Annotated in this window: 25 protein-coding genes; 5 read left to right on the top strand and 20 right to left on the bottom strand. The window is 67.6% G+C overall.

Features of this window, described 5'->3' with window-relative positions:
* Positions 1–24 precede the first annotated feature (24 nt).
* Positions 25–1896, bottom strand: a complete 1872-nt coding sequence (locus tag LHU95_RS21525; RefSeq protein WP_248711598.1) for a DEAD/DEAH box helicase — start codon at positions 1894–1896, stop codon at positions 25–27.
* Positions 1897–2243: 347 nt separating this feature from the next.
* On the opposite strand from LHU95_RS21525, the gene LHU95_RS21520 reads away from it, so the two are divergent.
* Positions 2244–2945, top strand: coding sequence for an alpha/beta fold hydrolase (locus tag LHU95_RS21520; protein WP_248709003.1), 702 nt, complete (start codon positions 2244–2246; stop codon positions 2943–2945).
* On the opposite strand, the gene LHU95_RS21515 is transcribed toward LHU95_RS21520, so the two are convergent.
* Positions 2923–3324: a hypothetical protein gene (locus LHU95_RS21515; RefSeq protein WP_248709002.1), complete on the bottom strand. Its 402-nt coding sequence runs from the start codon at positions 3322–3324 to the stop codon at positions 2923–2925. The genes LHU95_RS21520 and LHU95_RS21515 overlap by 23 nt on opposite strands.
* A 65-nt stretch (positions 3325–3389) precedes the next feature.
* On the opposite strand from LHU95_RS21515, the gene LHU95_RS21510 reads away from it, so the two are divergent.
* Together LHU95_RS21510 and LHU95_RS21505 are read left to right on the top strand one after the other, a co-directional pair.
* Complete coding sequence (locus tag LHU95_RS21510) at positions 3390–3794, top strand: PH domain-containing protein (protein WP_248709001.1); 405 nt, start codon at positions 3390–3392, stop codon at positions 3792–3794.
* A 35-nt stretch (positions 3795–3829) separates the two neighbouring features.
* A complete protein-coding gene (locus LHU95_RS21505) occupies positions 3830–4570 on the top strand; it encodes a DUF4189 domain-containing protein (protein WP_248709000.1) in 741 nt (246 codons plus the stop codon).
* A 14-nt stretch (positions 4571–4584) separates the two neighbouring features.
* Here LHU95_RS21505 and LHU95_RS21500 read toward each other — a convergent pair whose 3' ends face one another.
* The 8 genes from LHU95_RS21500 to hppD all read right to left on the bottom strand — a co-directional run bounded on the left by LHU95_RS21500 (position 4585) and on the right by hppD (position 13279).
* Entirely contained in the window at positions 4585–5532 is a 948-nt protein-coding gene (locus LHU95_RS21500; protein WP_248708999.1) for an alpha/beta hydrolase, read from the bottom strand.
* Between the two features lie 29 nt (positions 5533–5561).
* Complete coding sequence (locus LHU95_RS21495; RefSeq protein ID WP_248708998.1) at positions 5562–6455, bottom strand: ABC transporter permease; 894 nt, start codon at positions 6453–6455, stop codon at positions 5562–5564.
* Positions 6452–7399 (bottom strand): ABC transporter permease, encoded by a 948-nt coding sequence (locus LHU95_RS21490; protein ID WP_248708997.1) that lies wholly within the window; start codon positions 7397–7399, stop codon positions 6452–6454. The genes LHU95_RS21495 and LHU95_RS21490 overlap by 4 nt, the downstream gene beginning before the upstream one ends.
* A gap of 147 nt (positions 7400–7546) precedes the next feature.
* A complete protein-coding gene (locus LHU95_RS21485; protein ID WP_248708996.1) occupies positions 7547–9091 on the bottom strand; it encodes an ABC transporter substrate-binding protein in 1545 nt (514 codons plus the stop codon).
* Positions 9088–10308, bottom strand: coding sequence for an oligopeptide/dipeptide ABC transporter ATP-binding protein (locus LHU95_RS21480; protein WP_248708995.1), 1221 nt, complete (start codon positions 10306–10308; stop codon positions 9088–9090). The genes LHU95_RS21485 and LHU95_RS21480 overlap by 4 nt, the downstream gene beginning before the upstream one ends.
* Positions 10305–11270 carry an ABC transporter ATP-binding protein gene (locus LHU95_RS21475; protein WP_248708994.1) on the bottom strand — a complete coding sequence of 322 codons (966 nt, stop codon included), beginning with the start codon at positions 11268–11270 and terminating at the stop codon, positions 10305–10307. Before LHU95_RS21475 ends, LHU95_RS21480 begins: the two co-directional genes overlap by 4 nt.
* Positions 11267–11968 (bottom strand): DUF1028 domain-containing protein, encoded by a 702-nt coding sequence (locus LHU95_RS21470; RefSeq protein ID WP_248708993.1) that lies wholly within the window; start codon positions 11966–11968, stop codon positions 11267–11269. Before LHU95_RS21470 ends, LHU95_RS21475 begins: the two co-directional genes overlap by 4 nt.
* Positions 11969–12154: 186 nt before the next feature.
* Positions 12155–13279, bottom strand: coding sequence for a 4-hydroxyphenylpyruvate dioxygenase (gene hppD, locus LHU95_RS21465; protein WP_248708992.1), 1125 nt, complete (start codon positions 13277–13279; stop codon positions 12155–12157).
* A gap of 114 nt (positions 13280–13393) precedes the next feature.
* Here hppD and LHU95_RS21460 point away from each other — a divergent pair, with 114 nt between their 5' ends.
* Together LHU95_RS21460 and LHU95_RS21455 are read left to right on the top strand one after the other, a co-directional pair.
* Entirely contained in the window at positions 13394–13870 is a 477-nt protein-coding gene (locus tag LHU95_RS21460) for an Lrp/AsnC family transcriptional regulator (RefSeq protein ID WP_248708991.1), read from the top strand.
* A gap of 89 nt (positions 13871–13959) precedes the next feature.
* On the top strand, positions 13960–14373 hold the full coding sequence (locus LHU95_RS21455) for a globin family protein (RefSeq protein ID WP_248708990.1): 414 nt from the start codon (positions 13960–13962) through the stop codon (positions 14371–14373).
* Here LHU95_RS21455 and LHU95_RS21450 read toward each other — a convergent pair.
* The 10 genes from LHU95_RS21450 to LHU95_RS21405 all read right to left on the bottom strand — a co-directional run bounded on the left by LHU95_RS21450 (position 14361) and on the right by LHU95_RS21405 (position 24574).
* Positions 14361–15398, bottom strand: coding sequence for an NAD-dependent epimerase/dehydratase family protein (locus LHU95_RS21450; RefSeq protein ID WP_248708989.1), 1038 nt, complete (start codon positions 15396–15398; stop codon positions 14361–14363). The two genes, LHU95_RS21455 and LHU95_RS21450, sit on opposite strands and share 13 nt — an antisense overlap.
* A 41-nt stretch (positions 15399–15439) precedes the next feature.
* The gene (locus LHU95_RS21445; protein ID WP_248708988.1) at positions 15440–15604 is read right to left on the bottom strand and encodes a Flp family type IVb pilin; all 165 of its coding nucleotides are present in this window, start codon (positions 15602–15604) and stop codon (positions 15440–15442) included.
* A 353-nt stretch (positions 15605–15957) separates the two neighbouring features.
* A complete protein-coding gene (locus LHU95_RS21440) occupies positions 15958–16944 on the bottom strand; it encodes a branched-chain amino acid ABC transporter permease (RefSeq protein ID WP_248708987.1) in 987 nt (328 codons plus the stop codon).
* Positions 16945–16947: 3 nt separating this feature from the next.
* The gene (locus tag LHU95_RS21435; protein WP_248708986.1) at positions 16948–17832 is read right to left on the bottom strand and encodes a branched-chain amino acid ABC transporter permease; all 885 of its coding nucleotides are present in this window, start codon (positions 17830–17832) and stop codon (positions 16948–16950) included.
* Between the two features lie 84 nt (positions 17833–17916).
* Complete coding sequence (locus tag LHU95_RS21430) at positions 17917–19143, bottom strand: ABC transporter substrate-binding protein (RefSeq protein WP_248708985.1); 1227 nt, start codon at positions 19141–19143, stop codon at positions 17917–17919.
* Between the two features lie 60 nt (positions 19144–19203).
* Positions 19204–20448, bottom strand: coding sequence for an ABC transporter substrate-binding protein (locus tag LHU95_RS21425; RefSeq protein ID WP_248708984.1), 1245 nt, complete (start codon positions 20446–20448; stop codon positions 19204–19206).
* Between the two features lie 64 nt (positions 20449–20512).
* Positions 20513–21760 carry an ABC transporter substrate-binding protein gene (locus LHU95_RS21420; RefSeq protein ID WP_248708983.1) on the bottom strand — a complete coding sequence of 416 codons (1248 nt, stop codon included), beginning with the start codon at positions 21758–21760 and terminating at the stop codon, positions 20513–20515.
* Positions 21761–21800: 40 nt separating this feature from the next.
* A complete protein-coding gene (locus LHU95_RS21415; RefSeq protein ID WP_248708982.1) occupies positions 21801–23036 on the bottom strand; it encodes an ABC transporter substrate-binding protein in 1236 nt (411 codons plus the stop codon).
* A 55-nt stretch (positions 23037–23091) separates the two neighbouring features.
* Positions 23092–23796: an ABC transporter ATP-binding protein gene (locus LHU95_RS21410; protein WP_248708981.1), complete on the bottom strand. Its 705-nt coding sequence runs from the start codon at positions 23794–23796 to the stop codon at positions 23092–23094.
* On the bottom strand, positions 23789–24574 hold the full coding sequence (locus LHU95_RS21405; protein WP_248708980.1) for an ABC transporter ATP-binding protein: 786 nt from the start codon (positions 24572–24574) through the stop codon (positions 23789–23791). Before LHU95_RS21405 ends, LHU95_RS21410 begins: the two co-directional genes overlap by 8 nt.
* Positions 24575–24582: the final 8 nt, after the last annotated feature.

Raw genomic sequence — 24582 nt, 5'->3', positions numbered from 1 at the left:
GCCCAATTGCAAGAACCGACGGCTTCAGGCCGCCGCGTCGGCATCCTGAACGGGTTCGCCGACGAATTCGGCCGGGCTGTCCGCGACGATTGCCTCGGCGACTGGCGCTTCAGCGACGGGCCGCTTGGGGCGGGGGATGGGGATCAGCATGAAGGCGGGGATGCTGTCGCCGAAGCCACGCACGGAGGGGCCCATGTCGTCGCGGTCACGCGCGCGAGGCGAGTCGTCGCGGTCACGCGCGCGGGGAGAATCGTCGCGGTCACGCGCGCGGGGGGCATCCTCGCGGTCACGCGGGCGCGGTGCTTCGTCACGGCGCGGACGCGGGGCCTCGTCGCGCCGGGCTTCGTCGCGCCGGGCTTCGTCACGCGGCGGGCGGGCCTCTCGTGGCGGGGCGGCCTCGCCACGGTCACGGCCTCGGGGCCGATCATCGCGGCGGGGGCGGTCTTCGCGCGGGGCGGCCTCGCGCGGTTCTGCCACGCTCGGCGCTGCTTCGGCGCTGTCAGTGCGGGGGCGATCCTCGCGCGGGCCGCGGCCACGGGTCTCCCCGCGATCACGCCCACCACGACCGGCGCGGGCGGGCTCCGGCTTGCCGCCGGGGCGTGCGCCACCACGACCGCGGCGGCGCGTGGCCGCCTCGGCGATTTCGGCCTCGGTCACCAGGTCGAGGCCTTCGACTTCCATGCGCGGGATGACGCCGCCGGTCAGCTTTTCGATGGCCTGGACCAGCTTGCCGTCATCGGCCGTCGCGATGGTGTAGGCATGGCCCTCGCGCCCGGCGCGGCCGGTGCGGCCGATGCGGTGGACGTAATCCTCGGAGTGGAAGGGCACGTCGAAATTGAAGACGTGCGACAGGCCGCCAATATCCAGGCCGCGCGCTGCCACATCGGAGCAGACCAGCAGGCGGATTTCATTGGCCTTGAAGGCGTTCAACGTCGCGAAGCGGGCGGACTGGTCCATGTCGCCATGCAGCGCGCCGACCGAGAAGCCGTGCCGCTTGAGCGACTTGTAGAGGACGTCCACCTCGATCTTGCGGTTGCAGAAGATCAGCGCGTTCTGCACCTGCTCACGGCGGATCAGGCGGCGCAGCGCCTCACGCTTGTCGCGTTCCTGCACATAGAGGACGCCAGTGGTGATCGTCGTCGCGACCGAGGCCGGCCGGCTGACGGTGATCTCCTTCGGGTTGCGCAGGAAGGCATCGGCCAGGCGGCGGATTTCCGGCGCCATGGTGGCGGAGAAGAACAGCGTCTGCCGCAGCGGCGGCAGCATGCCGACGATCCGCTCGACATCGGGGATGAAGCCCATGTCCAGCATGCGGTCGGCTTCATCAATCACCAGCAGCTTGCAATCGGCCATCAGGATGCGGCCACGGTCGAACAGATCAAGCAGGCGGCCTGGCGTCGCGATGAGGACGTCCACGCCCTTCTCCAGCACATCGCGCTGGTCATTCATGCTTTCGCCGCCGATCAGCAGCGCGTGGTTCAGGTTGAGATACTTGCCATACTTCACGAATTGCTCGGCGACCTGGAGCGCCAATTCCCGCGTCGGCTCCAGGATCAGGCTGCGCGGCATGCGCGCCTTGGCCCGGCTGCCCGAGAGGATGTCCATCATCGGCAGGGTGAAGCTGGCGGTCTTGCCGGTGCCGGTCTGCGCGCAGCCCATCACGTCCCGGCCCATCAGCACGATGGGGATCGCCTGCTCCTGGATCGGGGTGGGATGGATGTAGCCGCTCTCGGTCACGGCGCGCAGCAACTCATCGGACAGGCCGAGATCGGCGAAGGTGGTGCGCGGGGCCTCGGGCTCGGCGTCTTCTTCGTCCTGCGCCGCGTCTTCCGTGGCAGGTTCGGACTCGGCATGTTCCGGGGCGCTGGCTGCGATCGGCGCCGCGGCCTCGTCCATGGCGCTTTCGGCTGTACTGGCTTCGATCACGGCGGCATCGGCGCTCAGCGCCTCGACCGCCGTGTCGGCTTCCACTGGCTCGGCCGCGGTGGACATGGTTGCGGCGATGTCCGGCATGGGCGCGGCCATATCGGGGCCGGGCGTGTCAGTCGCCGGTGTGGCGTTCGGGGTGGTCTCGTTCAAAATGGGGCATCCTGGCCATGGGGGCCGGCGCGGAAAGGCGCACGGCCGCTCGGGCGGTCTTGCCGCCCTCTTCTTCGATGAGCGGCATATGCGCCCGAAGCGAAGCCGTTGCAACCTGAAACCGGCGGATTGCGCTGCCATAGCCCGCGATTTATTCCGCTCTCATGTCCATTCCCCTGCTGCTGCTGCCCGGCCTGCTCTGCGATGCGCGTCTCTGGCGCGATTGCCTGCCACCGGGTGCGGAGCCCCGCATTGCAGACCTGACCCGGCAGGACAGCATTGCCGCCATGGCCCGGCAGGCGCTGGAACTTGTGGCGGGCGAGGGGCGCTTCGCAGTCGCAGGCCTGTCCATGGGCGGCTATGTGGCGCTTGAAATCTGGCGCCAGGCAGGGCCGCGGATTTCGCACCTGGCGCTGCTCGATACCTCCGCCCGCGCCGATACGCCCGAGCAGACCCAGCGCCGGTTGGACCTCATTGCGCTTTCTGGCCGGGGCGCGTTCAAGGGAGTGACGCCCCGCCTGCTGCCCTTGTTGCTGCATCCTTCGCGGCTGGGCGGGCCGCTGGCCGATGAGGTGATGGCCATGGCCGAGCGCGTCGGCGTCGAGGGATTTCTCCGGCAACAGCGCGCCATCATGACCCGCCCGGATTCCCGCGCCGAGCTGCCGGGCATTGGCGTGCCCACTCTTATCGCCTGCGGGGCGGAGGATGCGCTGACGCCGCCCGCCCTGCATGACGAGATGGCCGCGCTGGTTCCTGCGGCACAGCGGATCAGCTTCCAGGGCTGCGGCCATTTGCCGACGATGGAGGCGCCCGGCGCCGTCCGGGGCGCCCTCAGCGACTGGCTCAGCCTGCCACGCAGCGGGTAACGCCGGGCTGGTCGCGCGCCTGGGTTGCCGTGGTGCCGGGCGGGCAGGGCAATTGGGCGCGCGTCGGCGGCGGCAGGCCCTGGTCCCAATCCCGCACTGCGGGGTCATCGCCGAGCCAGCCAGTGCCCACCGCGCCAATTCCCGGACCGCGCGTGCAACGCCCCCGCCCCTGCGGCGTGCCACCATGCGGGCAGAGATAGGCGCGCGCCGAGGCCAGCGCGGCGGCGCTGACGCGCGGAGCCCGCAGGGGCCGCGCCTCCGTGGCCCGGCCGGCCCCCCGGATTTCCGGGCGATCCGGGCCTGCATTGCGGGGGAGATTTTGCCCCTGCGCCGGAGGCAGCCAGCTCAGGGCGAGGAAAAGGATGGCGGGCCAGCGCATGATTCCCGCATCCTAACATCCAACTCCCGGTTGCGCGCGGGCCGGGTCCACATCATGCTTGTGAAATGAACACCACGCCGCCGGAAAGCCCCCCCCTGCTGCTGACCTATGAGTCGAAGCGCAGCTATGGCGTGGTCTGGGGCGCTGTGGCCTTCCTGCTGCTGGGGCTGCCGTTCCTGGGGCGGCAGCGCATCACCATCACGGATCAGCGCATCATCATCCAGCAAGGTTTCTGGACCAAGACCAGCGACGATATCGAGATCTTCCGCATCCGCGACGTGGTGGTGAAGCAAAGCCTGTATCACCGCATGGTCGGCATCGGTGATGTCGTGATCAAGAGCATGGAAGGCCGCTCCGAGGAGTTGCACGTCTTGAAGGGCGTGCCCGGACCGGACGCCGTCTCGGCGGTGATCCGCAATGCCTGGAACGCCGTGGCGCGTCCCAAAGGCCCCGCGACAGCACTCGATTGATGCGAGGCCGGCTGAGCCTGGGGGCATGGGTCCTCATGCTGGGCGCTGCCTTGCCGGGTATGGCGCTGGCGCAGCAATCCGCCCAGGCCTGCCGGATCGCCTGCCGGGCGGATCAGAACCCGGCCCCGCCCAGCCGCCAGGAATGCATCAGCCAATGCCTCGCGGGGCAACCACTGACCCGCGAGGCGCCTGGGCAAACCAGGCCGGCCGGTGCCGCCGCAGCCCCCAGCCAGGCCTCGCCCTTGCCTGTCGCCCGTTTCCCCGCGGTGCCATCGCCCGGCCCGGTCCCGGCCGTTCCCGCTTTCGTCACGCGGGCAGCGCCGCCCCAACCCGCTGCATCGCTGCCGACGCGCGCGCGCGCGTCACTTCAGGCGGCCCCCCTGGCTCAGCGCGCCGATCCGCCCGAAGCGCCGCCCATCCATGGCGCGGTCTATCTCGCGACGCCGCCGAATATGGGCTTCGGAATGGTGGTGGGGCAGCGCGACCGCCTCACGGCCCATCGCGTGGCGGAGGGCGCCTGCCGCAACGCGGGCGCGAATTGCACATTGGCGCAGGATTTCGCCTTGCCCTGTGCCGCGGTCGCCGAGGGCGTCCGGCGTGCGCCCGGCGCCTTCTTCATGACCAGCGACCCCAAGACCTATCGCGTGCGGGCCATCACCTACGCCGTTGCCAGCAACCCCGCCGATGCGGAGCGCCAGGCCCGCGAGGCCTGCACCCTGCGGGAGCGAGGTGCCCTCACCTGCCGCATCATCCAGGCGCAATGCGCGCCCAGATGATCCGGCGGCGGGGATCAGCGCCGGGCTGAGCGTGCCAGTTCCGCCAATTCCCGGTTGAAGCGCGGCGCGTCTTCCCAGAAGGGCGCATGGCCGATGAAATTGTATTCGCTGAGCCTGGCACCGGGAATGATCGCCGCCGTGTGCCGGCCCATGCTGATATCGGAAACCTTGTCCAGCACGCCATGCGTGACCAGCACCGGCACATCCACGCTGCGCAGGCGCTCTTCGAAGGTGATCGGCCGCCCGCCGAGCCCCAGCCGCACATGGCGCGGCACCATCATGTTGAAGGAGAGCATCACCTCGAAGTCATTGGCGCTGGGCTGCACCTCGAAGCAATCGCGCAGGAAGGCGATGGTGGAGGCGATGGCGGCCCCCGGGTCCGGGCTGCCCATGGCGCCCAGATGCCGCGCGGCCCGACCAAAGCGGGAAGTGTCCGCCGTGGAGGAGGTGGCGGACACCCAGTCCATCGCCCCGATCGCGCCGGTGCCATACTCCATCAGGTAGTCGCCCATGACGCGCCCGCCATAGGACCAGCCGACCAGCGTGGGGCGGGCCAGCTGCAACTGGTCGATGGTGGCCTTCACGTCATCGGCCCAGAGCTTGTTCGTGCGATAATGCTCATTGCCGACAGGCTTGTCGCTCATCCCATGGCCGCGCAGGTCCAGCGCCACCATGCGGAAATCCCGCGCCAGGCCCGGGTCCCGCGTCTGGCGGTCCCAGCAGAGGGCGGACTGGGCATAGCCGTGGATGAAGAGAATCGCGGGGCCATTGGGGTTGCCATATTCATAGGCCGCCAGCGTCAGCCCATCCGGCGTGCGGATGGAGTGCGGGCGATACGGCAGAGTGGGCGCGGCAGGTGCCGCCGGCGCGGGCGTCGCCGGCGTTTGGGCCAGGGTGACGCCGCCTGGCAGGCCGGCGGCGGCGGCGAGGCCGGCGGTGAGGGTGTTGCGGCGGCTGGTCATGAGGTTCCTCCCTGGATTTTGGGAAAAGCCTAACGCTTCTGGCTCCGCGGATCGAGAGCGTCGCGCAGCCCGTCGCCCACCAGGTTGAAAGCGAGCACCACCAGGAAAATCGCAAGTCCCGGGAACACCGCGAGCCAGGGTGCCGACTCGATGAAGCGCTGCGCCGAATTCAGCATGGACCCCCAGGAGGGATTGGGCGGCTGCTGGCCAAGCCCGAGGAAGCTCAGCGAGGCTTCGGCGATGATCGCTTCGGCAATCGCCAGCGTGGCCTGCACCAGCAGGGGCGGCAGGATATTGGGCAGCACATGCACGAGGCCGATGCGCCAGGGCGGGTTGCCCATGGCGCGCGCCGCCTCCACCCAATCCGTGTTGCGCGCATCCAGCGCCATGCCGCGCGCCAGCCGCACGAAGATGGGCGAGGCCGAGATGGCGATGGCCAGCATCGCATTCTCCAGCGCGGGGCCGAGGAAGGCGGCGAGCGCGATGGCCAGGATCAGGAAGGGGATGGAGAGCATGGCATCGGCCACGCGGCTGATCACCATGTCCATCCATTTGCCGCCGAGGCCGGCCAGCAGCCCGATGGGCACGCCGATCAGCACGGCACCACCGACGGCAATGACGCCCGCCATCATGCTGGCGCGCGCGCCATGCAGCACGCGGCTCAACACATCGCGGCCGTTTTCATCGGTGCCGAAGGGGTGCGTCCAGGAGGGTGGCTGCCGCAGGCGGGACCAGCTGGTCTCCAGCGGGTCGAAGGGCGCGATCCAGGGGGCGAGGGCCGCCGCGGCCACGAAGATGACAACGATGACGAGGCCGAACATGGCCAGCTTGTGCTGCGCGAAGCGGCGCAGCGCGCGGCGGCCCGGGCTCTCGCCCGTCTCGATGGCGATCTGTCCGGCGTTGCTCAGGAGGGGGCTGCTCATGCTGTGCGCAGCCTTGGATTGATGGCCATGTAGAGCATGTCCGCGATCAGACTGAGGGTGACGAAGATCAGCGCCGTTGCCATCACCACGCCCTGCACCACCGGGTAATCCCGGTTGAACACCGCATCCACGACGAGCTTGCCGAAGCCGGGGATGCTGAAGATCTGCTCGGTCAGCACTGCACCCGCCAGCAGCCGCCCGAATTCGATGGTGCCGAGTGTCACCACCGGGATCAGCGCATTGCGCAGCGCATGCTTGCCGACGACGAAAGTCTCCGAGAGGCCCTTGGCCCGTGCCGTCCGCACGTAATCTTGGCTGAGTGCGCCGAGCATGGCGGCGCGGGTGTGCCGCATCAGCACGGAAGCGACGCCGGTGCCGAGCACGAAGGCCGGCATGATGGTCGTCTCCAGGCTCAGCCAGGGATCTTCCCAGAGCGGCACATAGCCACTCGGCGGCAGCCAGCCGAGCTGCACGGAAAACAGCAGGATCATCATGATGCCGAGCCAGAAATTCGGCATGGAAATGCCGAACAGCGCGATGCCGTTGATGGCCCAGTCGGCCGGCTTGTCGCGCCAGACCGCACTCAGCACGCCGCAGGGGACGCCGATGGCGACGCCGATGACGAAGCTCATCGCCGCCAGTTGGAAGGTGACCGGCAATTTGGTGAGGATGAGCTCGCCCACCGGCATGCGAATGCGCCAGGAGAAACCGAAATCCCCATGCAGCACGCGCCAGAGCCAGTGCAGATATTGCTCATGCAGCGGCCGGTCGAGCCGCAATTCGGCGCGGATCTGCGCCAGCACCTGCGCATCGCCGCGCTCCTCGCCAGCCAGGATCAGCGCGGGATCGCCGGGCATCAGTTGCTGCAGGCCGAAGACCAGGATGGAGAGGATGAGCAGCGTCGGGATGACCTGCCCAAGCCGGCGGAGGAGCCAGAGCCACATGCTAAAGGTCCGATCGCGGCTGTCGGCTTTCGACGGCCGCGTGAATCGGCCCGGCGAGATCCAGGTCCGATCGCGGCTGTCGGCTTTCGACGGCCGCGTGAATCGGCCCGGCCATGAAGATCGTCGGGGCGGAAATCGCGCGCATGTCTATTGCAGCCGAATGCCCTGCGGCCGAATCAGCCCATCCGCCACATTGACGAAGCCCGAAAGCCGCGCCGTATGCGCCACGATGTTCTTGCGGTGCCAGAGATAGATGCGATGGCGGTCCTGCCGGAAGGCGATCTGATAGGCCTGGGCATAGAGCGCGCGCCGGGCATCGGCATTGGCCTCCGTGCGTCCCGCATCCAGCAGCCGGTCCACTTCGGGATTGGCGTAGCGCCCGTCATTCTGCGCGCCGCGCGAATGGGTGAAGGCCCAGAGATTGCCATCAATATCCACCCGGCCTGACCAGGCCACCAGATACAGCTCGAACTCGCCGCGCGTGGCGGCTTGCAGCGAGGTGGCGAATTCCGTCGCGTTCAGGCGCAGCTCGAAGCCGGCCTCGCGCACCATGGCCTGGATCACCTCGCCCGCCTGGCGCAGATCGGGGTTGTTCGGCACGGTCATTTCCACGCGCAGCGGCGTCGTGATCCCGGCTTCGCGCAGCAGCGCGCGGGCGCGCTCCAGATTGCGCGGCTCGGGGCGGAAATCCCGGACATGCATGGGGTTGGCGGGGGGCACGGGCTGCGCGGTCGGCGCGAACATCCCCTCATAGACCACGCGATTCACGGCATCGCGGTCAATCGCCAGCTCGAACGCCTCGCGCACGCGCGGGTTCTGGCCCATCGGCGTCTGCGCGCGCGCGCCATTGCCGGTGTTGATGGTGATGCCCTGATAGCCCAGCTCATCGCTGATCGAGATGCGCAGGCGGGAGTTGCGGCGCACGGCGGGCACGTCATCGGGGTCAATGGTCTGCACCATCTCCAGCGCGCCGGATTGCAGGTTGGCGAGACGCACCGTGCTGTCCGGGATGGGCAGGTAGGTGATGCGGTTCACATGGATGGCGCCGGCATTCCAGTATTCCGGGAAGCGCTCCACCACGATGCGGTCCTGGGCCACCCGCTCGACGAAACGGAAGGGGCCGGCGCAGACCGGGCGATTGCCGAAATTGCGGCCCGCGGCTTCAGCGGCGCGCGGGCTGACCACCATGCCGGCACGGTCGGTGAGCTGGCTCAGGAAGGGTGCTGAAGGCGCGGTCAGCCGGATGCGGATCTGCAGCGGGTTGACCACCTCCATGGCTTCGATGGTGTTGATCTCGCTGCGGCGGAAGCTCCCCTGCATCGTCAGGTGACGGTTCAGGCTGTAGCGTACGGCCTCTGCGTCCATCACATCGCCGTCATGGAAGCGCACGCCCTCGCGCAGCGTGATGAGCAGCGTGCGCGGGTCCTCCCAGCTATAGCCGGTGGCGAGCTGCGGGACGATTTCCAGCTTGTCGTTGATGTCGAACAGCTTGTCGCACAGGCTCGCGAAGACGATGCGGCCGACGAAGGTGCGCGCCAGCGTGGGGTCGAGGATGTCGGGGTCTTCGCGCAGGCCGATGCGGAGGTTCTGGGCTGGCCCCTGGGCCTGCGCGGCAGCGGCGGAAAGGCCCAGCGCGGCGCAGGCGGCAAGTCCGAGCCGCATGGCGGTGGGCAGGATATGACGGCGGATCATGCGGTGGGCTCCGTGAAATAGGCTTGCAGACGGGCGAGGCGCGCATCGGCGGCGGCCTCGCGGATGGGGGCGGCGGCGGGCAGGCTGTCCTGCAAATGGCAGGCGGCCAGGTGGGTGTGCCGGCCGGCCAGTTCACCGGCGCGGGCTTCGGCCTCGGCCGATGGCGCGGCAAGAAGCGGCACCTGCGTGCGGCAGATCTCCTGCACATGCGGGCAGCGTGTGTGAAACCGGCAGCCGGAAGGCGGCGAAACGGGCGAGGGGATATCGCCCTCCAGCAGCTTCAACGCGCCCCCCTGACCCGGAACCGCGGCCAGCAGGGCGCGGGTATAGGGATGACGAGGGCTGTGGAACAGCTCTTCGGCCGGCGCCTGCTCGACGATCTGGCCGAGATACATCACGGCCACCTCATCGGCGATCTGCCGCACGACGCCGAGATCGTGGCTGATCAGGATGAAGGTCAGCCCAAGGTCACGGATCAGGTCACCCAGCAGATTGACCACCTGCGCCTGCACCGAGACATCGAGCGCGCTGACCGGCTCATCACCGATGATCATGCGCGGTTCGGACGCCAGGGCCCGGGCGATGGCAATGCGCTGGCGCTGCCCGCCGCTGAATTCATGCGGCCAGCGGCGCGCGAGTTCGGGGCGCAGGCCGACGCGCTCCAGCAATTCCGCCACGCGGGCCCGCTCCCGGCCGCGATGCAGCTTGTGCAGAATCAGCGGCTCGGTGATCGCGGCCTCGACCGTCATGCGGGGATCGAGGCTGGCGAAAGGGTCCTGGAAGATCAGCTGCATCTCGCGCCGCTTCGCGCGCAATGCGGCGGGGGAGAGCGCCAGGACATCCTCGCCCTCGAACCGCAGGGTGCCGGCATCGGGCTCGATCAGCCGCAGCAGCAGCCGGCCGAGGGTGGATTTGCCGCAGCCGCTTTCGCCCACAATGGCGAGAACCCGCCCCTGCGGCACGCTGAGCGAAACGCCATCCACCGCGCGCACCGCGCCCCGCGCCCGGCCCAGGCTGTCGCGGAAGGGGAAGTGCTTCACCAGCCCCGAGGCCTGGAGCAGGGGCGTTGCGCCCGGCCGGCTAACGCCCCCACTGGCGCTCACGCGATCGGTCGCTGCGCCCGGCCGATTGACGCCCCCACTGGCGCTCACGCGATCGGTCGCTGCGCCCGGCCGATTGACGCCCTCGCTGGCGCTCACGCGATCGGACGGAGTCATGCCGCAATCACCGCATCGAGCGGCGCGCGATGGCAGGCCGCGAGGTGGCCGGGCGCCGTCTCGGCCAGGGGGGGCGCCGTGTTGCATGCGGCGATGACGAAGGGGCAGCGCGGTGCGAAGCGGCAGCCAGGGGGCGGGTTGCGCAGATCAGGCACCGTGCCTTCGATGGAAGCGAGGCGCGCGCGGCGGGAATCCAGCCGCGGCGCCGCGCCCAGCAGGCCGATGGTGTAGGGATGCTCGGCCTGCGCGAAGAGCTGCGCCGTCGGCGCCTGTTCCGCGAGGCGGCCGGCATACATGACCACCACATCATCCGCATGGTCGCGCACCACGCCGAGGTCATGGGTGATGAGCACGACGGCGGTGCCGGTCTCGCGCTTCAATTCATCCAGCAGGGCCAGGATCTGCGCCTGCACCGTGACGTCCAGTGCCGTGGTCGGTTCATCGGCGATCAGCAGCTTCGGCTTGCAGGCGAGCGCGATGGCGATCATCACGCGCTGCCGCATGCCGCCCGAAAGCTGGTGCGGGTATTGCCTGGCGCGGCGCGCGGCATCCGGGATGCGCACGCGCTCCAGCATGGCGATGGCGCGGTCCATCGCCGCGCGCGGGCTCAGCCCCTCATGTAGGCGCAGCGCTTCGGCCACCTGCTCGCCCGCGGTGAAGGCGGGGTTCAGGCTGGTCATCGGCTCCTGGAAGATCATCGCCAATTCGCGGCCACGCGCAGCGCGTTGTGCTGCGGGCGAGAGCGGCTGCCCGGCCAGGCGGATCATCCCCGACACCTCGGCGTTTTCGGCGAGCAGGCCCAGAATGGCCAGCGCCGTCGCGGATTTGCCGCAGCCGCTTTCGCCGACAATGGCGAGCGTCCGGCCCGGTGCCACGGAAAAGGAGAGCCGGTCCACCGCGCGCAGCACACCGCGCTCGGTGTGGAAATCAATGCAGAGCCCTTCGACGTCCAGCGCGTTCATGCGACCCCCGCCGCCTTCAGCGCTGCCGCAATCACGCCCCGGTCAAAGACGCCCGGATGATCGGCACCGGGCAGGAAGCGGCGGAAATGCACGAAACGCTCCTGCGCCACGCCATGCAGGCGGCGGAGTTCGGCCAGCGGGTCGGCATGGTCATCCACGCGCAGGTCAAGATCGGGATAGGGATTGCTGGACGCCACCACCAGGGCGGCCGATTGCTTGCCGCGGGAATCGCCGCCCGCGGCCTCGCCCGCTTCCATGGCCTGGATCATCCGCAGGTCGAGCGGCAGGTGCTCGGCGGCGAGGAAGGCGGCCAGCGTGTCCTCGACCACGCGCGGGCCGGCCAGCATGTTGCCGGCCACCGACACATTCGGGGCACTCACTGCGCCGCACCAGGGCACGCAATCGCTGCCGGTGTGCTGGGCGATGCGGCCATCGGCGGCCAGGATGTGGCATTGCCGCGCCTCCCGCCCCGCATCCGCGTCGAGCAGCGCCGCCAGGGCCTCGTCCGGCCCGGCGCCGTCGCGCAGCAGGGCCATGCCGCGCGGCGCATAGAGCGGGTTGATCAATGCCTGCGTGGCGAGCGCGGCCACCCCGGCCTCGACACGCGGACACAGGGCACCCACCGCGAAGAAGCGCGTGGCAACAATGACACCCAACTCGCCGCTCTGCGGGTCGTGGGCGAGGAGGGACCAGGTCATGAGGGCGAAATGAAACCAGTCGCCCGCGAACGCAAGAGGGGGAAACTCCGAGCCCGCACCTGTGCCGGACCGGCCGTGCCCTCTGCTTGGGCACTTCGCCCCCATGGCAACATCAGGCAGGGCAGCGGTGCCGCGCCGTGCTGTCGTCCCGGGTGAGCCTGTGTGGGGCTCGACGCCGCGCCGCGCCTATTCCGCGGCTGGCTTGAGAACGCCCCGCCGCACCTGGTCCAGCTCGATGCTCTCGAACAAGGCGCGGAAATTGCCCTCGCCGAAGCCCTGGTCGCCCTTGCGCTGGATGAGCTCGAAGAAGATCGGCCCGATCACGGTGTTGGTGAAGATCTGCAGCAGCCGCCCGCCGGAGGGGGAGCCATCCATGAGGATCCGGTTGCGCTGCATGCGGGCGAAATCCTCCTCCGTGCCGGGCAGGCGCTGCGGCAGGAGTTCGTAATAGGTATCGGGCGTGTCCAGGAATGCGACGCCCTCGCGCCGCAGGCCCTCCACGCTCGCGTAGATGTCGGTGGTGCCCATCGCGATATGCTGGATGCCCTCGCCGCCATAGGCGCGCAGATATTCCTCGATCTGCGACCTGTCGTCGCTGCTTTCGTTGATCGGGATGCGGATCTGGCCGCAAGGGCTGGTCATGGCCTTGGATTTCAGCCCGGTCAGCTTGCCCTCGATGTCGAAATAGCGAATTTCGCGGAAGTTGAAGAGCCGCTCATAGAAGCCGGCCCAGGCGTCCATCCGGCCGCGATGGACGTTGTGCGTCAGGTGGTCAATCACCGTCAGGTCATGGCCCTTGGGGTGCGGGTCCACGCCGTTGGTGCCATGGCGTCCCTCCGGGGCGACCCAGCGGAAATCCACGTCGTAGATCGAGCCCCTCGTGCCATAGCGATCCACGAAATAGATCAGCGAGCCGCCGATGCCCTCGATGGCCGGGATGTTCAGCTCCATCGGGCCGACGCGGCCGTGGAAGGGGCGGGCACCGAGGCTGATGGCGCGCTCGAAGGCGGCGGCCACATCGGCCACGCGGAAGGCCATGGCGCAGGCGGAAGGCCCGTGCACGCGGCCGAAGGACTGCGCAAAGCTCGCGGGCTCGGCATTCAGGATGAAGTTCACATCGCCCTGGCGCCAGAGCGTGACATCCTTGCTGCGATGCCGCGCCACCATGGTGAAGCCCAGGCGCGCGAAGACATCACGCAGATGCGCCGTATCGGGGCCGGTGAATTCCACGAATTCGAAACCATCCGTGCCCATCGGGTTGGCCTCGCAGATGCGGCCGGCGATGTCGGTGCGGTCGGGCGGGATGTCCATGATGGTGTCCTTGGTTGGCCATCAGGTTTTAGCTGAGGCTGGCGAGGGAAACTCACCTGATGCGCCGCGCGTTGGGGTATGGGTTTAGTGATTTCACCCACGGGAGCCAGTTTTATGGCGGAATCCAGCAAGATCACCCTCGATGCGGCAGACCGGCGCATCCTGCGCGCGTTGCAGCGTGATGGCCGCATGCCGATCACCGCCCTGGCGGAAGCGGTCGGGCTTTCCGCGACACCCTGCCAGCGCCGCATCAAGCGCCTGGAGGAGGCGGGCGTCATCGCCGGCTATGCCGCGCGCGTCAGTGCCGTGCGGGTGGGCCTGCCGCTGCAGGCCTTCGTGCAGGTGGCGCTGGAAAGCCATTCCGAGGAGGTGGCCGAGCGCTTTCACACCGCCCTGGCTGCCCGGCCCGAAGTCATCGCCGCCTACACGATGAGCGGCGAGATGGACTATCTGCTGCATGTCCTGGCGCCGGACATGGAGGCCTTCGGGGATTTCGCCACGCGTGGCCTGCTTCGCATGCCCGGCGTCAAGGAAACCCGCAGCAGCTTCGTCCTGGCCACGCTGAAGGAAGCGGGGGAGGTGCCCGTCTGATGGGCCTTGTCTGGTTTGACCCGCCCAGTTTGGTTTGCCGGGACAGAAGCTATTCGCCTATGCTGCGACGCACTCTGAAGGAATATTGCATGACGCCGGACCAGATCATCCTCGTGCAGCAGAGTTTTCAGCAGGTCGAGGCCATCAGGGAAACCGCGGCGAAACTGTTTTATGCCAGGCTTTGGGAGATTGACCCTTCCACCGCGCCGCTCTTTGAAAAGAGCGATATGGGCCTGCAGGGCCATAAGCTGATGGCGGCGCTGGCGCTGGTCGTGAGCGGCCTGAGCAACCCGGAGTCCGTCATTCCGGTGGCGCAGGACATGGCGCGCCGGCATGTCGCCTACGGCGTGACCAGGCGCCAATATGCGAGCGTCGGTGCCGCCTTGCTCTGGACGCTTGGCCAGGGCCTGGGCGCCGGCTTCACGCCGGATGTCGAGGCCGCCTGGACCGCCGCCTACGAACTGCTCGCCGCCATCATGACCGAGGCCGCTTACGCGGAATGAACCGCGAGGCCGGCTCCGGCACGCCGGGGTGATTGGGTTCGCGTGGCCGCCTCGGCCTCCATGCGTGGCATCGGCGCGCGGCGGGCCCATTCCAGCGCCGAGGGCGGCGGTGCGGGGAACAGGCTTCTCAGGCCGCTTTCCAGCTCGATCCCGGCCTCGACGCCCAGCACATGGATCGCCTCATTCGGATCGCCGAGCAGGGCACGCAGATCGCCAGGACGGGCGGGGCCGAACTGCACCAGGGGAATGCGCGCCCCGGCGATGCCCAGCGCGTCGGCCAGGCCACGGATGGTCGTGCCGCGGCCGGTGCACAGGTTCAGGACCATCGTCTGGGGGTGCATCTGCAGCATCTGCATGCCCGCGAAGAAATGCCGCACGACATCCGCGACATGCACGAAATCCCGGCATTGCTGGCCATCCCCGTGCAGGGTGATCACCTGGCCGGCCAGGATGCGCTCGGCGAAGATGGAGACCACATCGCGGTGGCCCAGGGCGTTGCCGCGGCGGGGGCCATAGATATGGAACATGCGCAGGCCCAGATTCGGCACGCCATGCTGGGCGAAGGCCACCGCGCCATGATGCTCGGAGCCCAGCTTGTCGGCGCCCAGGCTGCCGCGTGGGCGGAGCTTCGCACCTTCCTGGATGGCCCGGCTGCCCTGGTCTCCATATACCGCCGCGGAGGATGCGTAGCAGACGGGCAAGCCACCCGCTTCGCGCGCGGCGTCAAACACCGCGACCGTTCCGCCCTGGTTGACCCGGTGCGCCACCGACCAGTCGTCGCGGCAGCGCGTGTCCGAGGTGATGGCGGCCAGGTGGAAAATGCCCGCGGCACCCGCAACGGCCTTTCGCATGACGGCCAGGTCCGTGACGTCGCCATCGATGAACTCCACGGCGGGGTCCAGCGCGTCACGCCGCCCGGTGGAGAGATCATCCACGACGCGGACGCCATGGCCGGCGCGCAACAGGGCCTCGGTCAGATGGCTTCCGATGAAACCGGCGCCGCCGGTGACGACATAACTGGACATGGGCATGCTCCTCGGGGGGGAAGGCGCTGCGAAAGGACGGTTCAGGCGAAGCGTGCGGAAAGATTCTCGGCGGCCGCGGAAATGGCTGCTGCAAGGCCAGGGATGGCCGCGATCATCGCCATGGCGACGAAGGCTGCGACCAATCCATATTCAAGCGACGTCATTTCATCCCGATGGATGAGCCTCTGGCGCAGATCGGCGAGCATCTTGGTCATTGGGAGTCCTCACGCGGCTGTCTTTTGGCCATCCTTCTGCCGGGAGGCTCTTTGGGGGGAGTCGGAAACGCCTCATAAGACGTCTCGGCAATGATTTTTTAGACGAATGACTCGCCTGTGACAAGTCTTGGTTCAATAAAATATGAAAAAAGAGCTTTTCTGAATGAAATCATGCGTTTTCAGACGGGCGAAGCGTCTGGCGCGGTGCGCGGCGGCCCGGTGCCGGCTGTCCAGCCTCCAGCCATGAAAAAACCCCGGCCGCCACGTCCCTGACAGGGGAGTGGCTCCGGGGTCAGGCAGGCCGCCCCCAAAGCAGGGAGGTGGCGGCCTGGTTCAGGTCAGGATCAGAGGCGAACGCGCAACCAGTTGCCGATCTCACCCACCACGCCGCGGCGGAAGGCCAGCACGCAGAGTACGAAGATGACGCCCTGGATCACGGTCACCCAGGCGCCGAATTCGGCCAGGTAGTTCTGCATGGTGATGATGACCGCGGCCCCCACCACCGGCCCGAAGATGGTGCCGAGCCCCCCCACCAGCGACATCAGCACCACCTCACCCGACATCGTCCAGAAGACATCCGTCAGCGTTGCGATGCCAAAGACGATGGATTTCAGCCCGCCCGCCACGCCCGCCAGGCCGGCTGAGAGGATGAAGGCCATCAGCTTGTAGTCATCCGTCCGGTAGCCGAGCGAGGTGGCGCGGGGCTCATTCTCGCGGATGGATTTCAGCACCATGCCGAAGGGCGAATGCACGATCCGGTGAATCAGCAGGAAGCCGATTAGGAAGATCCCCGCCGTCATCCAGTACATGCTCAGATCCGGGCTGAGGTCCACGATGCCCAGGAACTTGCCGCGCGGGATGGACTGGATGCCGTCCTCACCGCCTGTGAAGGGCGCCTGGACGCAGAAGAAATAGACCATCTGGGCGAAGGCCAGCGTGATCATGGCGAAGTAGATGCCCTGCCGCCGGATGGCGATCCAGCCGATGACCAGGCCGAGCATGGCCCCCACCGCGCCGCCGATGAGGATCGAAAGCTCGGGCGAGAGACCCCAGACCTTCGCCGCATGGCCGGCCAGGTAGCCGCCCATGCCGAAATACGCCGCATGCCCGAAGCTCAGCAGGCCGACATAGCCGATCAGCAGGTTGAAGGCGCAGGCGAACAGCGCGAAGCACAGGAGCTTCATCAGGAAGACGGGATAGAGGAAGAAGGGGCTGATCGCGATGAACGCGACCATCGCGAGGAAGGCCAGGAGCTGGGCCTTGGAGAAGCCGAGGAAGACGCCTTCCTCCTGCTTGAAATCCGTGCCGCTGAAACCGCCGGGAGCCGCCATGTCTCAGCTCCTCCCGAACAGGCCGGCGGGGCGCGCCAGCAACACGATCGCCATGACGACGAAGATCACAGTGGATGACGCCTCCGGATAAAACACTTTGGTCAGCCCCTCGACGACGCCCAGCCCGAAGCCGGTGATGACCGAGCCGAGGATGGAGCCCATGCCGCCGATGACGACGACGGCGAAGACGATGATGATCAGGTTGCTGCCCATCTGCGGGTTCACCGAATAGATGGGGGCCGCCAGCACCCCCGCGAAGGCGGCGAGTGCCACACCCGCGCCATAGGTCAGCGTCATCATTCGCGGCACATTGATGCCGAAGGCCTGCACCAGCGCCGGATTCTCGGTCGCGGCCCGCAGGTAGGAGCCGATCTTGGTCTTCTCGATGACCAGCCAGGTGGCCAGGCACATCACCACCGCCACGACGACGACCCAGCCGCGATAGATCGGCATGAACATGAAGCCCAGATCCCAGGCGCCGGTCAGTTCCGGCGGGATGCGGTAGGGCAGGCCGGAGGAGCCGAATTCATTGCGGAACAGCCCCTCGATGATGAGGCCGACGCCGAAGGTCAATAACAGGCCATAGAGGTGATCGAGCTTGTACAATCGGGCGATCATGGTGCGTTCGAGGATGACCCCCGTGATCCCCACGATCAGCGGCGCCAGGATCAGCGCCCCCCAATAGCCGATGCCCAGATAGTTCAGCAGCATCCAGGCGACGAAGGCGCCCATCATGAACTGCGCGCCATGGGTGAAGTTGATCACATTCAGCATGCCGAAGATCACGGCAAGCCCGAGCGAGAGCAGCGCATAAAAGGCCCCGTTGATGAGGCCCAGCAGCAACTGCCCGAACAGCAGCGGCGTGGGAATGCCGAAAATCTCTTCCATGCGTGGTCCGTTTCCTGGCTGCGTCGTCAATGCGTCGGCGGCCGGCGAACTGGCCGGCCGCATGGAGGGAAGTCTGCGCTTTCCTCAGGTGCGGAGGAAGGCGCAGTTGCCATCGGCCAGCGGGCGGAAGGCTTCTTCCGCCGGCGTGGTGCCGATCAGCTTGTAGTAATCCCATCGGCCGCGGCTTTCGGCGGGCGCCTTGACCTCGAACAGATAGGAGGGGCAGAGCTTGCGCCCATCGGCGCGGATGGTGCCCGGGCCGAATGCGTCATCATCGCAGGGCATCGCCTTCATGCGGTTGATGACATCCACGCCCGAGGCCTTGGCCGCCGGCACGCCCATATCGGCCACCGCCTTCAGGTAATGCAGCGCACCCGAGTAATTGGCGACCGAAGCCATGTTCGGCACCTGGTCCCTGAGGCGGGGTTGCAGGCGCTGGGTCAGGGCGCGGGTGCGGTCATTCAGATCCCAGTAGAAGCTCTCGGTCAGCACCAGGCCCTGGGCCGTTGCCAGGCCGATGGAATGCACATCGGGCAGGAACATCAGCAGCGCGGCGAGCTTGATGCCGCGCCGCGTCACGCCGAACTCCGCCGCCTGCTTGATGCTGTTGATCAGGTCTGCCCCGGCATTGGCGAAGCCGATGACCTTCGGCCGGGCCGACTGCGCCTGGAGCAGGAAGGAGGAGAAGTCGGTCGTCGCGGGGAAGGGATAGCGCACGCTGCCCACCACTCGGCCGCCCGCGCTGCGGACGAAATTGCCGGTATCGCGCTCCAGCGCATGGCCGAAGGCGTAGTCGGCCGTGATGAAGAACCAGCTGTCGCCGCCGGCACGCACCATGGCGGCCCCGGTGGACTTGGCCAGCATGTAGGTGTCGTACATCCAATGCACGGTGTTCGGGCTGCACTGCGCGCCCGTGAGATCGGAGGTGGCGGAGCCTGTGTTGACGTAGGCCTTGTTCTTCTCGCGCGCGACACCGTTGACCGCGAGACCGACCGAGGAGGTCGGCACGTCAATGATCATGTCCACGCCCTGGTCATACCATTGCCGGGCGATATTCACGCCCACATCGGGGCGGTTCTGGTGGTCGGCATTCACGACTTCGACGTTGAAGCCGCGATTGCCGAATTCCTGCACCGCCTGCAGCGTGCATTGCACGCCATAGGGGCCCGACAAATCGCGATAGGGGCCGGACTGATCGTTCAGCACGCCGATGCGGATGGTGTTGGCGGCCTGGGCGCGCGCCTTCCAGCTCGGCAGGGCGCCGAGGGCAGCGGTGCCTGCGATCAGGCTGCGGCGGTTGATTTCGGTCATTGGACTTTGCTCCCTTGGTGGGGGCGGCAGGTCTGGCGCCCACCTGCCCCCGGTTGAAGATCAGGTGCGGAGGAAGGCGCAATTGCCCTCGGCGAGAGGGCGGAACGCCTCATCGGCCGGGGTGGTGCCGAGCAGCTTGTAGTAGTCCCAGGGGCCGGTGCTCTCGCGCGGGGATTTCACCTCCAGCAGATAGGAGGGCTGGATGCGGCGGCCATCCGGGCGGATCATGCCCTGGCCCATCGCATCATCATCCGTCGGCTGCGCCTTCATGCGGTTCACCGTCTCCACGCCGCTCGCGCGGGCTGCCGGCACGCCCATCTCGGCCACCGTCTTCAGGTAATGCATGACGGCCGAGTAGCAGCCGGCCTGCGCCATGCCCGGCCGCAATTGCTGCGGCATGGAGGGCAGGACGCGCCGGGTGAAGGCGCGGGTGCGGTCATTCAGATCCCAGTAGAAGGTCTCGGTGCAAACCAGGCCCTGGGCGGTTTCGAGGCCCAGCGAATGCACGTCGCTGATGAACATCAGCAATGCGGCGAGTTTGGTGCCGCGCCGCATGATGCCGAATTCGGCCGCCTGCTTGATGGAGTTGATGGTATCGCCACCTGCATTGGCAAGGCCGATGACCTTGGCCCGGCTAGCCTGCGCCTGCACCAGGAAGCCCGAGAAATCCGTGCCCGGGAAGGGCGTGCGCACCGCACCCAGCACGCGGCCACCGGCAGCGCGCACGAAGTTGGAGGTATCGCGCTCCAGCGCATGGCCGAAGGCGTAGTCGGCGGTCAGGAAGAACCAGGTATCCCCGCCCGCGCGCACCATGGCGCCGCCCGTGCTCTTGGCGAGCATGTAGGTGTCATAGGTCCAATGGATCGTGTTCGGCGTGCATTGCGCGCCCGTCAGATCCGAGGTGGCGCCCGAGGAGTTGATGTGGATCTTGTTCTTCTCACGCGCGATCTGGTTCACCGCCAACGCCACCGAGGAGGTCGGCACATCCAGCAGCAGGTCCACATTGTCCCGGTCGAACCATTGCCGGGTGATGGTGGCGCCGACATCGGGGCGGTTCTGGTGGTCACCCACCACGACCTCGACATTGATGCCGCGCGCGGTGACGCCGGAATCCTGGATGGCCTGGCGCACGCAGGAGACGGAGCCCGGGCCGTTCACATCGCGATACAGGCCGGACTGGTCGTTCAGCACGCCGATCTTGACGGTGTTCGCGGCCTGGGCGCGCGCCTGCCAGCTGGGCAGGGCGCCGAAGGCGGCGGTGGCGGCGGCGCCACCGATCAGGCTGCGGCGATTCACATTGGACATTCTTGGAAACTCCCTCTGGGGGGCGGGCGGTCTTTGCCGCCTCGCCCCGTGGTTGTCATGCAAATCAGCTGCGGATCAATGCGCAGCCCCCGGCGGTCACGGGGCGGAAGCTGTCCTCGGCGGAGGTCGTGCCCAGCAGCTTGTAGTAATCCCACGGCGCGCGGCTTTCGGCCGGCGCCTTCACCTCGAACAGATAGGAGGGATGCAGCTTGCGGCCATCGGGGCGGATGCTGCCCGGGCCGAAGGCGTCATCATCGGTCGGCATGGCCTTCATGCGGTTCACCACCTCGACCCCGCCGGCCTTGGCGGCGGCGATCCCCATCTCGCCCACGGCCTTCAGGTAATGCAGCGCGCCGGAATAGCAGCCGGCCTGCACCATGGAGGGCTTGATGTTGCCCGGCATGGCGCCCATCCGTGTCGTGAAGGCGCGCGTCTTGTCGTTCAGATCCCAGTAGAAGGTCTCGGTCAGCACCAGCCCCTGCGCCGTCTGCAGGCCGAGCGAATGCACATCCGTGATGAAGACGAGCAATCCGGCCAGCTTTACGCGGCCGCCGCGCGTCAGGCCGAATTCCGCCGCCTGCTTGATGGTGTTGATGGTGTCACCGCCCGCATTGGCTAGCCCGACCACCTGCGCGCGGGATGATTGCGCCTGGAGCAGGAAGGAGGAGAAGTCGGTCGTCCCCGGGAAGGGCGTGCGCACCTGGCCCAGCACCCGGCCGCCGGCCGTGCGGACGAATTCTCCGGTATCGCGCTCCAGCGCATGGCCGAAGGCGTAATCCGCCGTGATGAAGAACCAGGTCTGGCCGCCCGCGCGCACCATGGCGCCGCCGGTGCTGCGCGCCAGCATCCAGGTGTCATAGGTCCAATGGATGGTATTGGGCGAGCAGGCGCTGCCCGTCAGATCCGAGCTTGCGGCGCCCGAGCTGATGAAGATCTTGTTCTTCTCGCGCACGATCGTGTTGACGGCGAGTGCGACCGAACTCGTCGGCACGTCCATGACCAGGTCCACGCCGTCGCGGTCAATCCATTGGCGCACCACGGTGCTGCCCACATCGGGGCGGTTCTGGTGGTCCGCCTGCACGACCTCGACATTGATGCCGCGCTGGGTGATGCCGCTTTCCTGGATGGCAAGGCGCACCGCCTGGGTCGAGCCCGGGCCGGAGAGGTCCCGGTAGGTGCCCGACTGGTCGTTCAACACGCCGATCTTGATGGTATTGGCCGCCTGGGCACGCGCCGAGCGGAAGGGAAGCGCGCCCCAGACGGGGGCGGTGGCGGCGGCGCCGATCAGACTGCGGCGGCTGGTTTCGGTCATGTTTTGCGGTCCTGCTCAGTGAAGTGAGGCGGTGGGGGGATCAGGGGCGGATCAGGCTGCAGCCGCCCTCGGCGAGGGGGCGGAAAGCCTCCTCCGCCGTCGAGGTCTGCAAGAGCTTATAGTAGTCATGCTGGTGGCGGCTTTCGGCCGGCGACTTCACCTCATAGAGGAAGGCCGGATGCAGCTTGCGTCCATCGGCGCGGATGCTGCCTGCGCCAAAGGCGTCATCCTGCGTCGGCATCGCCTTCATGCGTTCGACCGTCGCGCGGCCGCTCGCCTTGGCCGCGGCCACGCCCATATCGGCGACCGTCTTGAGATAGTGCAGCGTGCCGGCATAGTCGCCCGCATGGCTCATCGCCACCGGCGTGTCGCCGCCGGCGATGGCGCGGATGCGCCGCGTCAATCCGCGGGTCTGGTCATTCGCGTCCCAGTAAAAGGTGTTCGCGCAGACCAGGCCCTGCGCCACTTCCAGCCCCAATGCATGGACATCGGTGATGAAGAGCAGCAGCGAGGCGATCTTTACGCCGCGCCGGGTGATGCCGAATTCGGCCGCCTGCTTGATGGAGTTGATGGTATCCACCCCGGCATTGGCCAGGCCGATGACCTTGGCGCGGCTGGCCTGGGCCTGGAGCAGGAAGGAGCTGAAATCCGTCGTGCCCGGAAACGGCGTGCGCACGCTGCCGACCACGCGGCCGCCGGCAGCGCGCACGAAGGCCGAGGTATCGCGCTCCAGCGCATGGCCGAAGGCGTAGTCAGCGGTCATGAAGAACCAGGTATCGCCGCCTGCGCGCACCGTGGCGCCACCGCTGGTCTTGGCCAGCATGTAGGTGTCATAGACCCAGTGGATGGTATTGGGATTGCAGGCGCGACCGGTCAGGTCCGAGGTCGCGGTCGAGGTCGCGATGGCCACCTTGTTGCGTTCGCGGGCGACATCGGCCACGGCCAGCGCCACGGAGGAGGCAGCGAGGCTGGTCACCACATCCACATTCTCGCGGTCGAACCATTGGCGGGCGATGTTCACACCGACATCGGGGCGGTTCTGGTGGTCGGCGACCACCACTTCCACATTGAAGCCGCGGCCGGCGAATTCCTGCGCGGCAAGCCGCGTGGCGGCCACGGTGTTCGGCCCGTTCAGGTCGCGGAAGGTGCCGGAGAGATCGGTCAGCACGCCAACCCGGATGGTGTTGGCGGCCTGCGCCCGGGCGGAAAGCGGCATGGCCAGAAGCGGCGCTGCGGCCGCCGCGCCCATCAAGCTGCGGCGAGTGCTCTCGGTCATGATCTCACACCTTTCTTTCGATACCCTGGCCATCCGATCCCGTGGTCCCGACACGTCAAACGCCCAGGTATTCATGCAGCCGGTCGAGCGAGGACATGAGCTCCGAATTGGGCACCATATCCACCACGCGGCCATGCTCCATGACGTAGTGCCGGTCCGCCACGGTCTGCGCGAAGCGGAAATTCTGCTCGACCAGCAGCACGGTAAAGCCGCGCGTCTTGAGCTCCCGGATGGTGCGGCCGATCTGCTGGACGATCACGGGGGCCAGGCCCTCGCTCGGCTCATCCAGCAGCAACAGCCTGGCGCCGGTGCGCAGGATGCGCCCGATGGCCAGCATCTGCTGCTCGCCGCCCGAAAGCTTGGTGCCGGGGCTGCGCGCGCGCTCTTTCAGATTGGGAAACAGCGTGTGGATTTCCTCGATGGAGAGCCCGCCCGGCCGGATGATCGGCGGCAGCATGAGGTTTTCCGTGACATCGAGCGAGGCGAAGATGCCGCGCTCCTCCGGGCAATAGGCGATGCCGGCACGGGCGATGAGGTCCGAGCGCAGGCCGATCGTCTCCTGCCCCTCGAAGCGGATGGAGCCGGCGCGGCGGCCCACCAGGCCCATGATGGCCCGCAGGGTGGACGTCTTGCCCGCGCCATTGCGGCCGAGCAGGGTGATCACCTCGCCCTCGCGGATTTCAAGGCCCACGCCGTGCAGCACATGGCTCTCGCCGTACCAGGCCTCCAGGCCCTCAACCTTCAGCAGCGGCTCAGCCATGGATGGCGCTCTCCGGCACGCCAACCGAGGCGGGATCGGTGCCGAGATAGGCGGCCTGCACATCGGGATTTCGGCTGACGGCCATGTAGTCTCCCTCGGCCAGAACCTCGCCCCGGGCGAGGACGGTGATGGTGTCGCAAAGCCCTTCGACGACCTTGAGATTGTGTTCCACCAGCAGCACGGTGCGGCCCTTGGAAACGCGCTTCACCAGTGCCACGATGCGGTCCACATCCTCATGCGTCATGCCGGCCGTGGGCTCGTCCAGCAGCATCATGGTAGGTTCCAGGGCGAGGGTGGTGGCGATTTCCAGCGCGCGCTTGCGGCCGTAAGGCAGCGATCCCGCCTGGACCTCGGCATATTCGGTGAGGCCCACATCCTCGAGCAATTCCCGCCCGCGGCCGTCAAATTGCTTGAGAATGGAATCGGAGCGCCAGAAATCGAAGCTGTTGCCGCGCGCGCGTTGCAGCGCAAGGCGGACATTCTCCAGCACGGTCAGGTTCGGAAAGACGGCGGAAATCTGAAACGACCGGACAAGTCCTAGCCGGGCCACTTCGGCCGGCTTCATGTTGGTGATGTCGCGCCCGTCATAGGTGATCTTGCCGCGTGTCGGGATCAGGAATTTGGTGAGCAGGTTGAAGCAGGTGGTCTTGCCCGCGCCATTCGGGCCGATCAGCCCGTGGATCGTGCCGCGCCGGACCCGGAGGTTGACGCCCTGCACCGCGAGAAAGCCGCGGAACTCCTTCGTCAGGCCTTCCGTTTCAAGGATCGTATCGCTCACTCGGACCT

Origin of the sequence: Sediminicoccus sp. KRV36 (assembly GCF_023243115.1) — a bacterium.
Classification (GTDB): Bacteria; Pseudomonadota; Alphaproteobacteria; order Acetobacterales; family Acetobacteraceae; genus Roseococcus.
The sequence above is the reverse complement of the archived record's forward strand: the minus strand, read 5'-3'. Positions and strand labels throughout refer to the sequence as shown.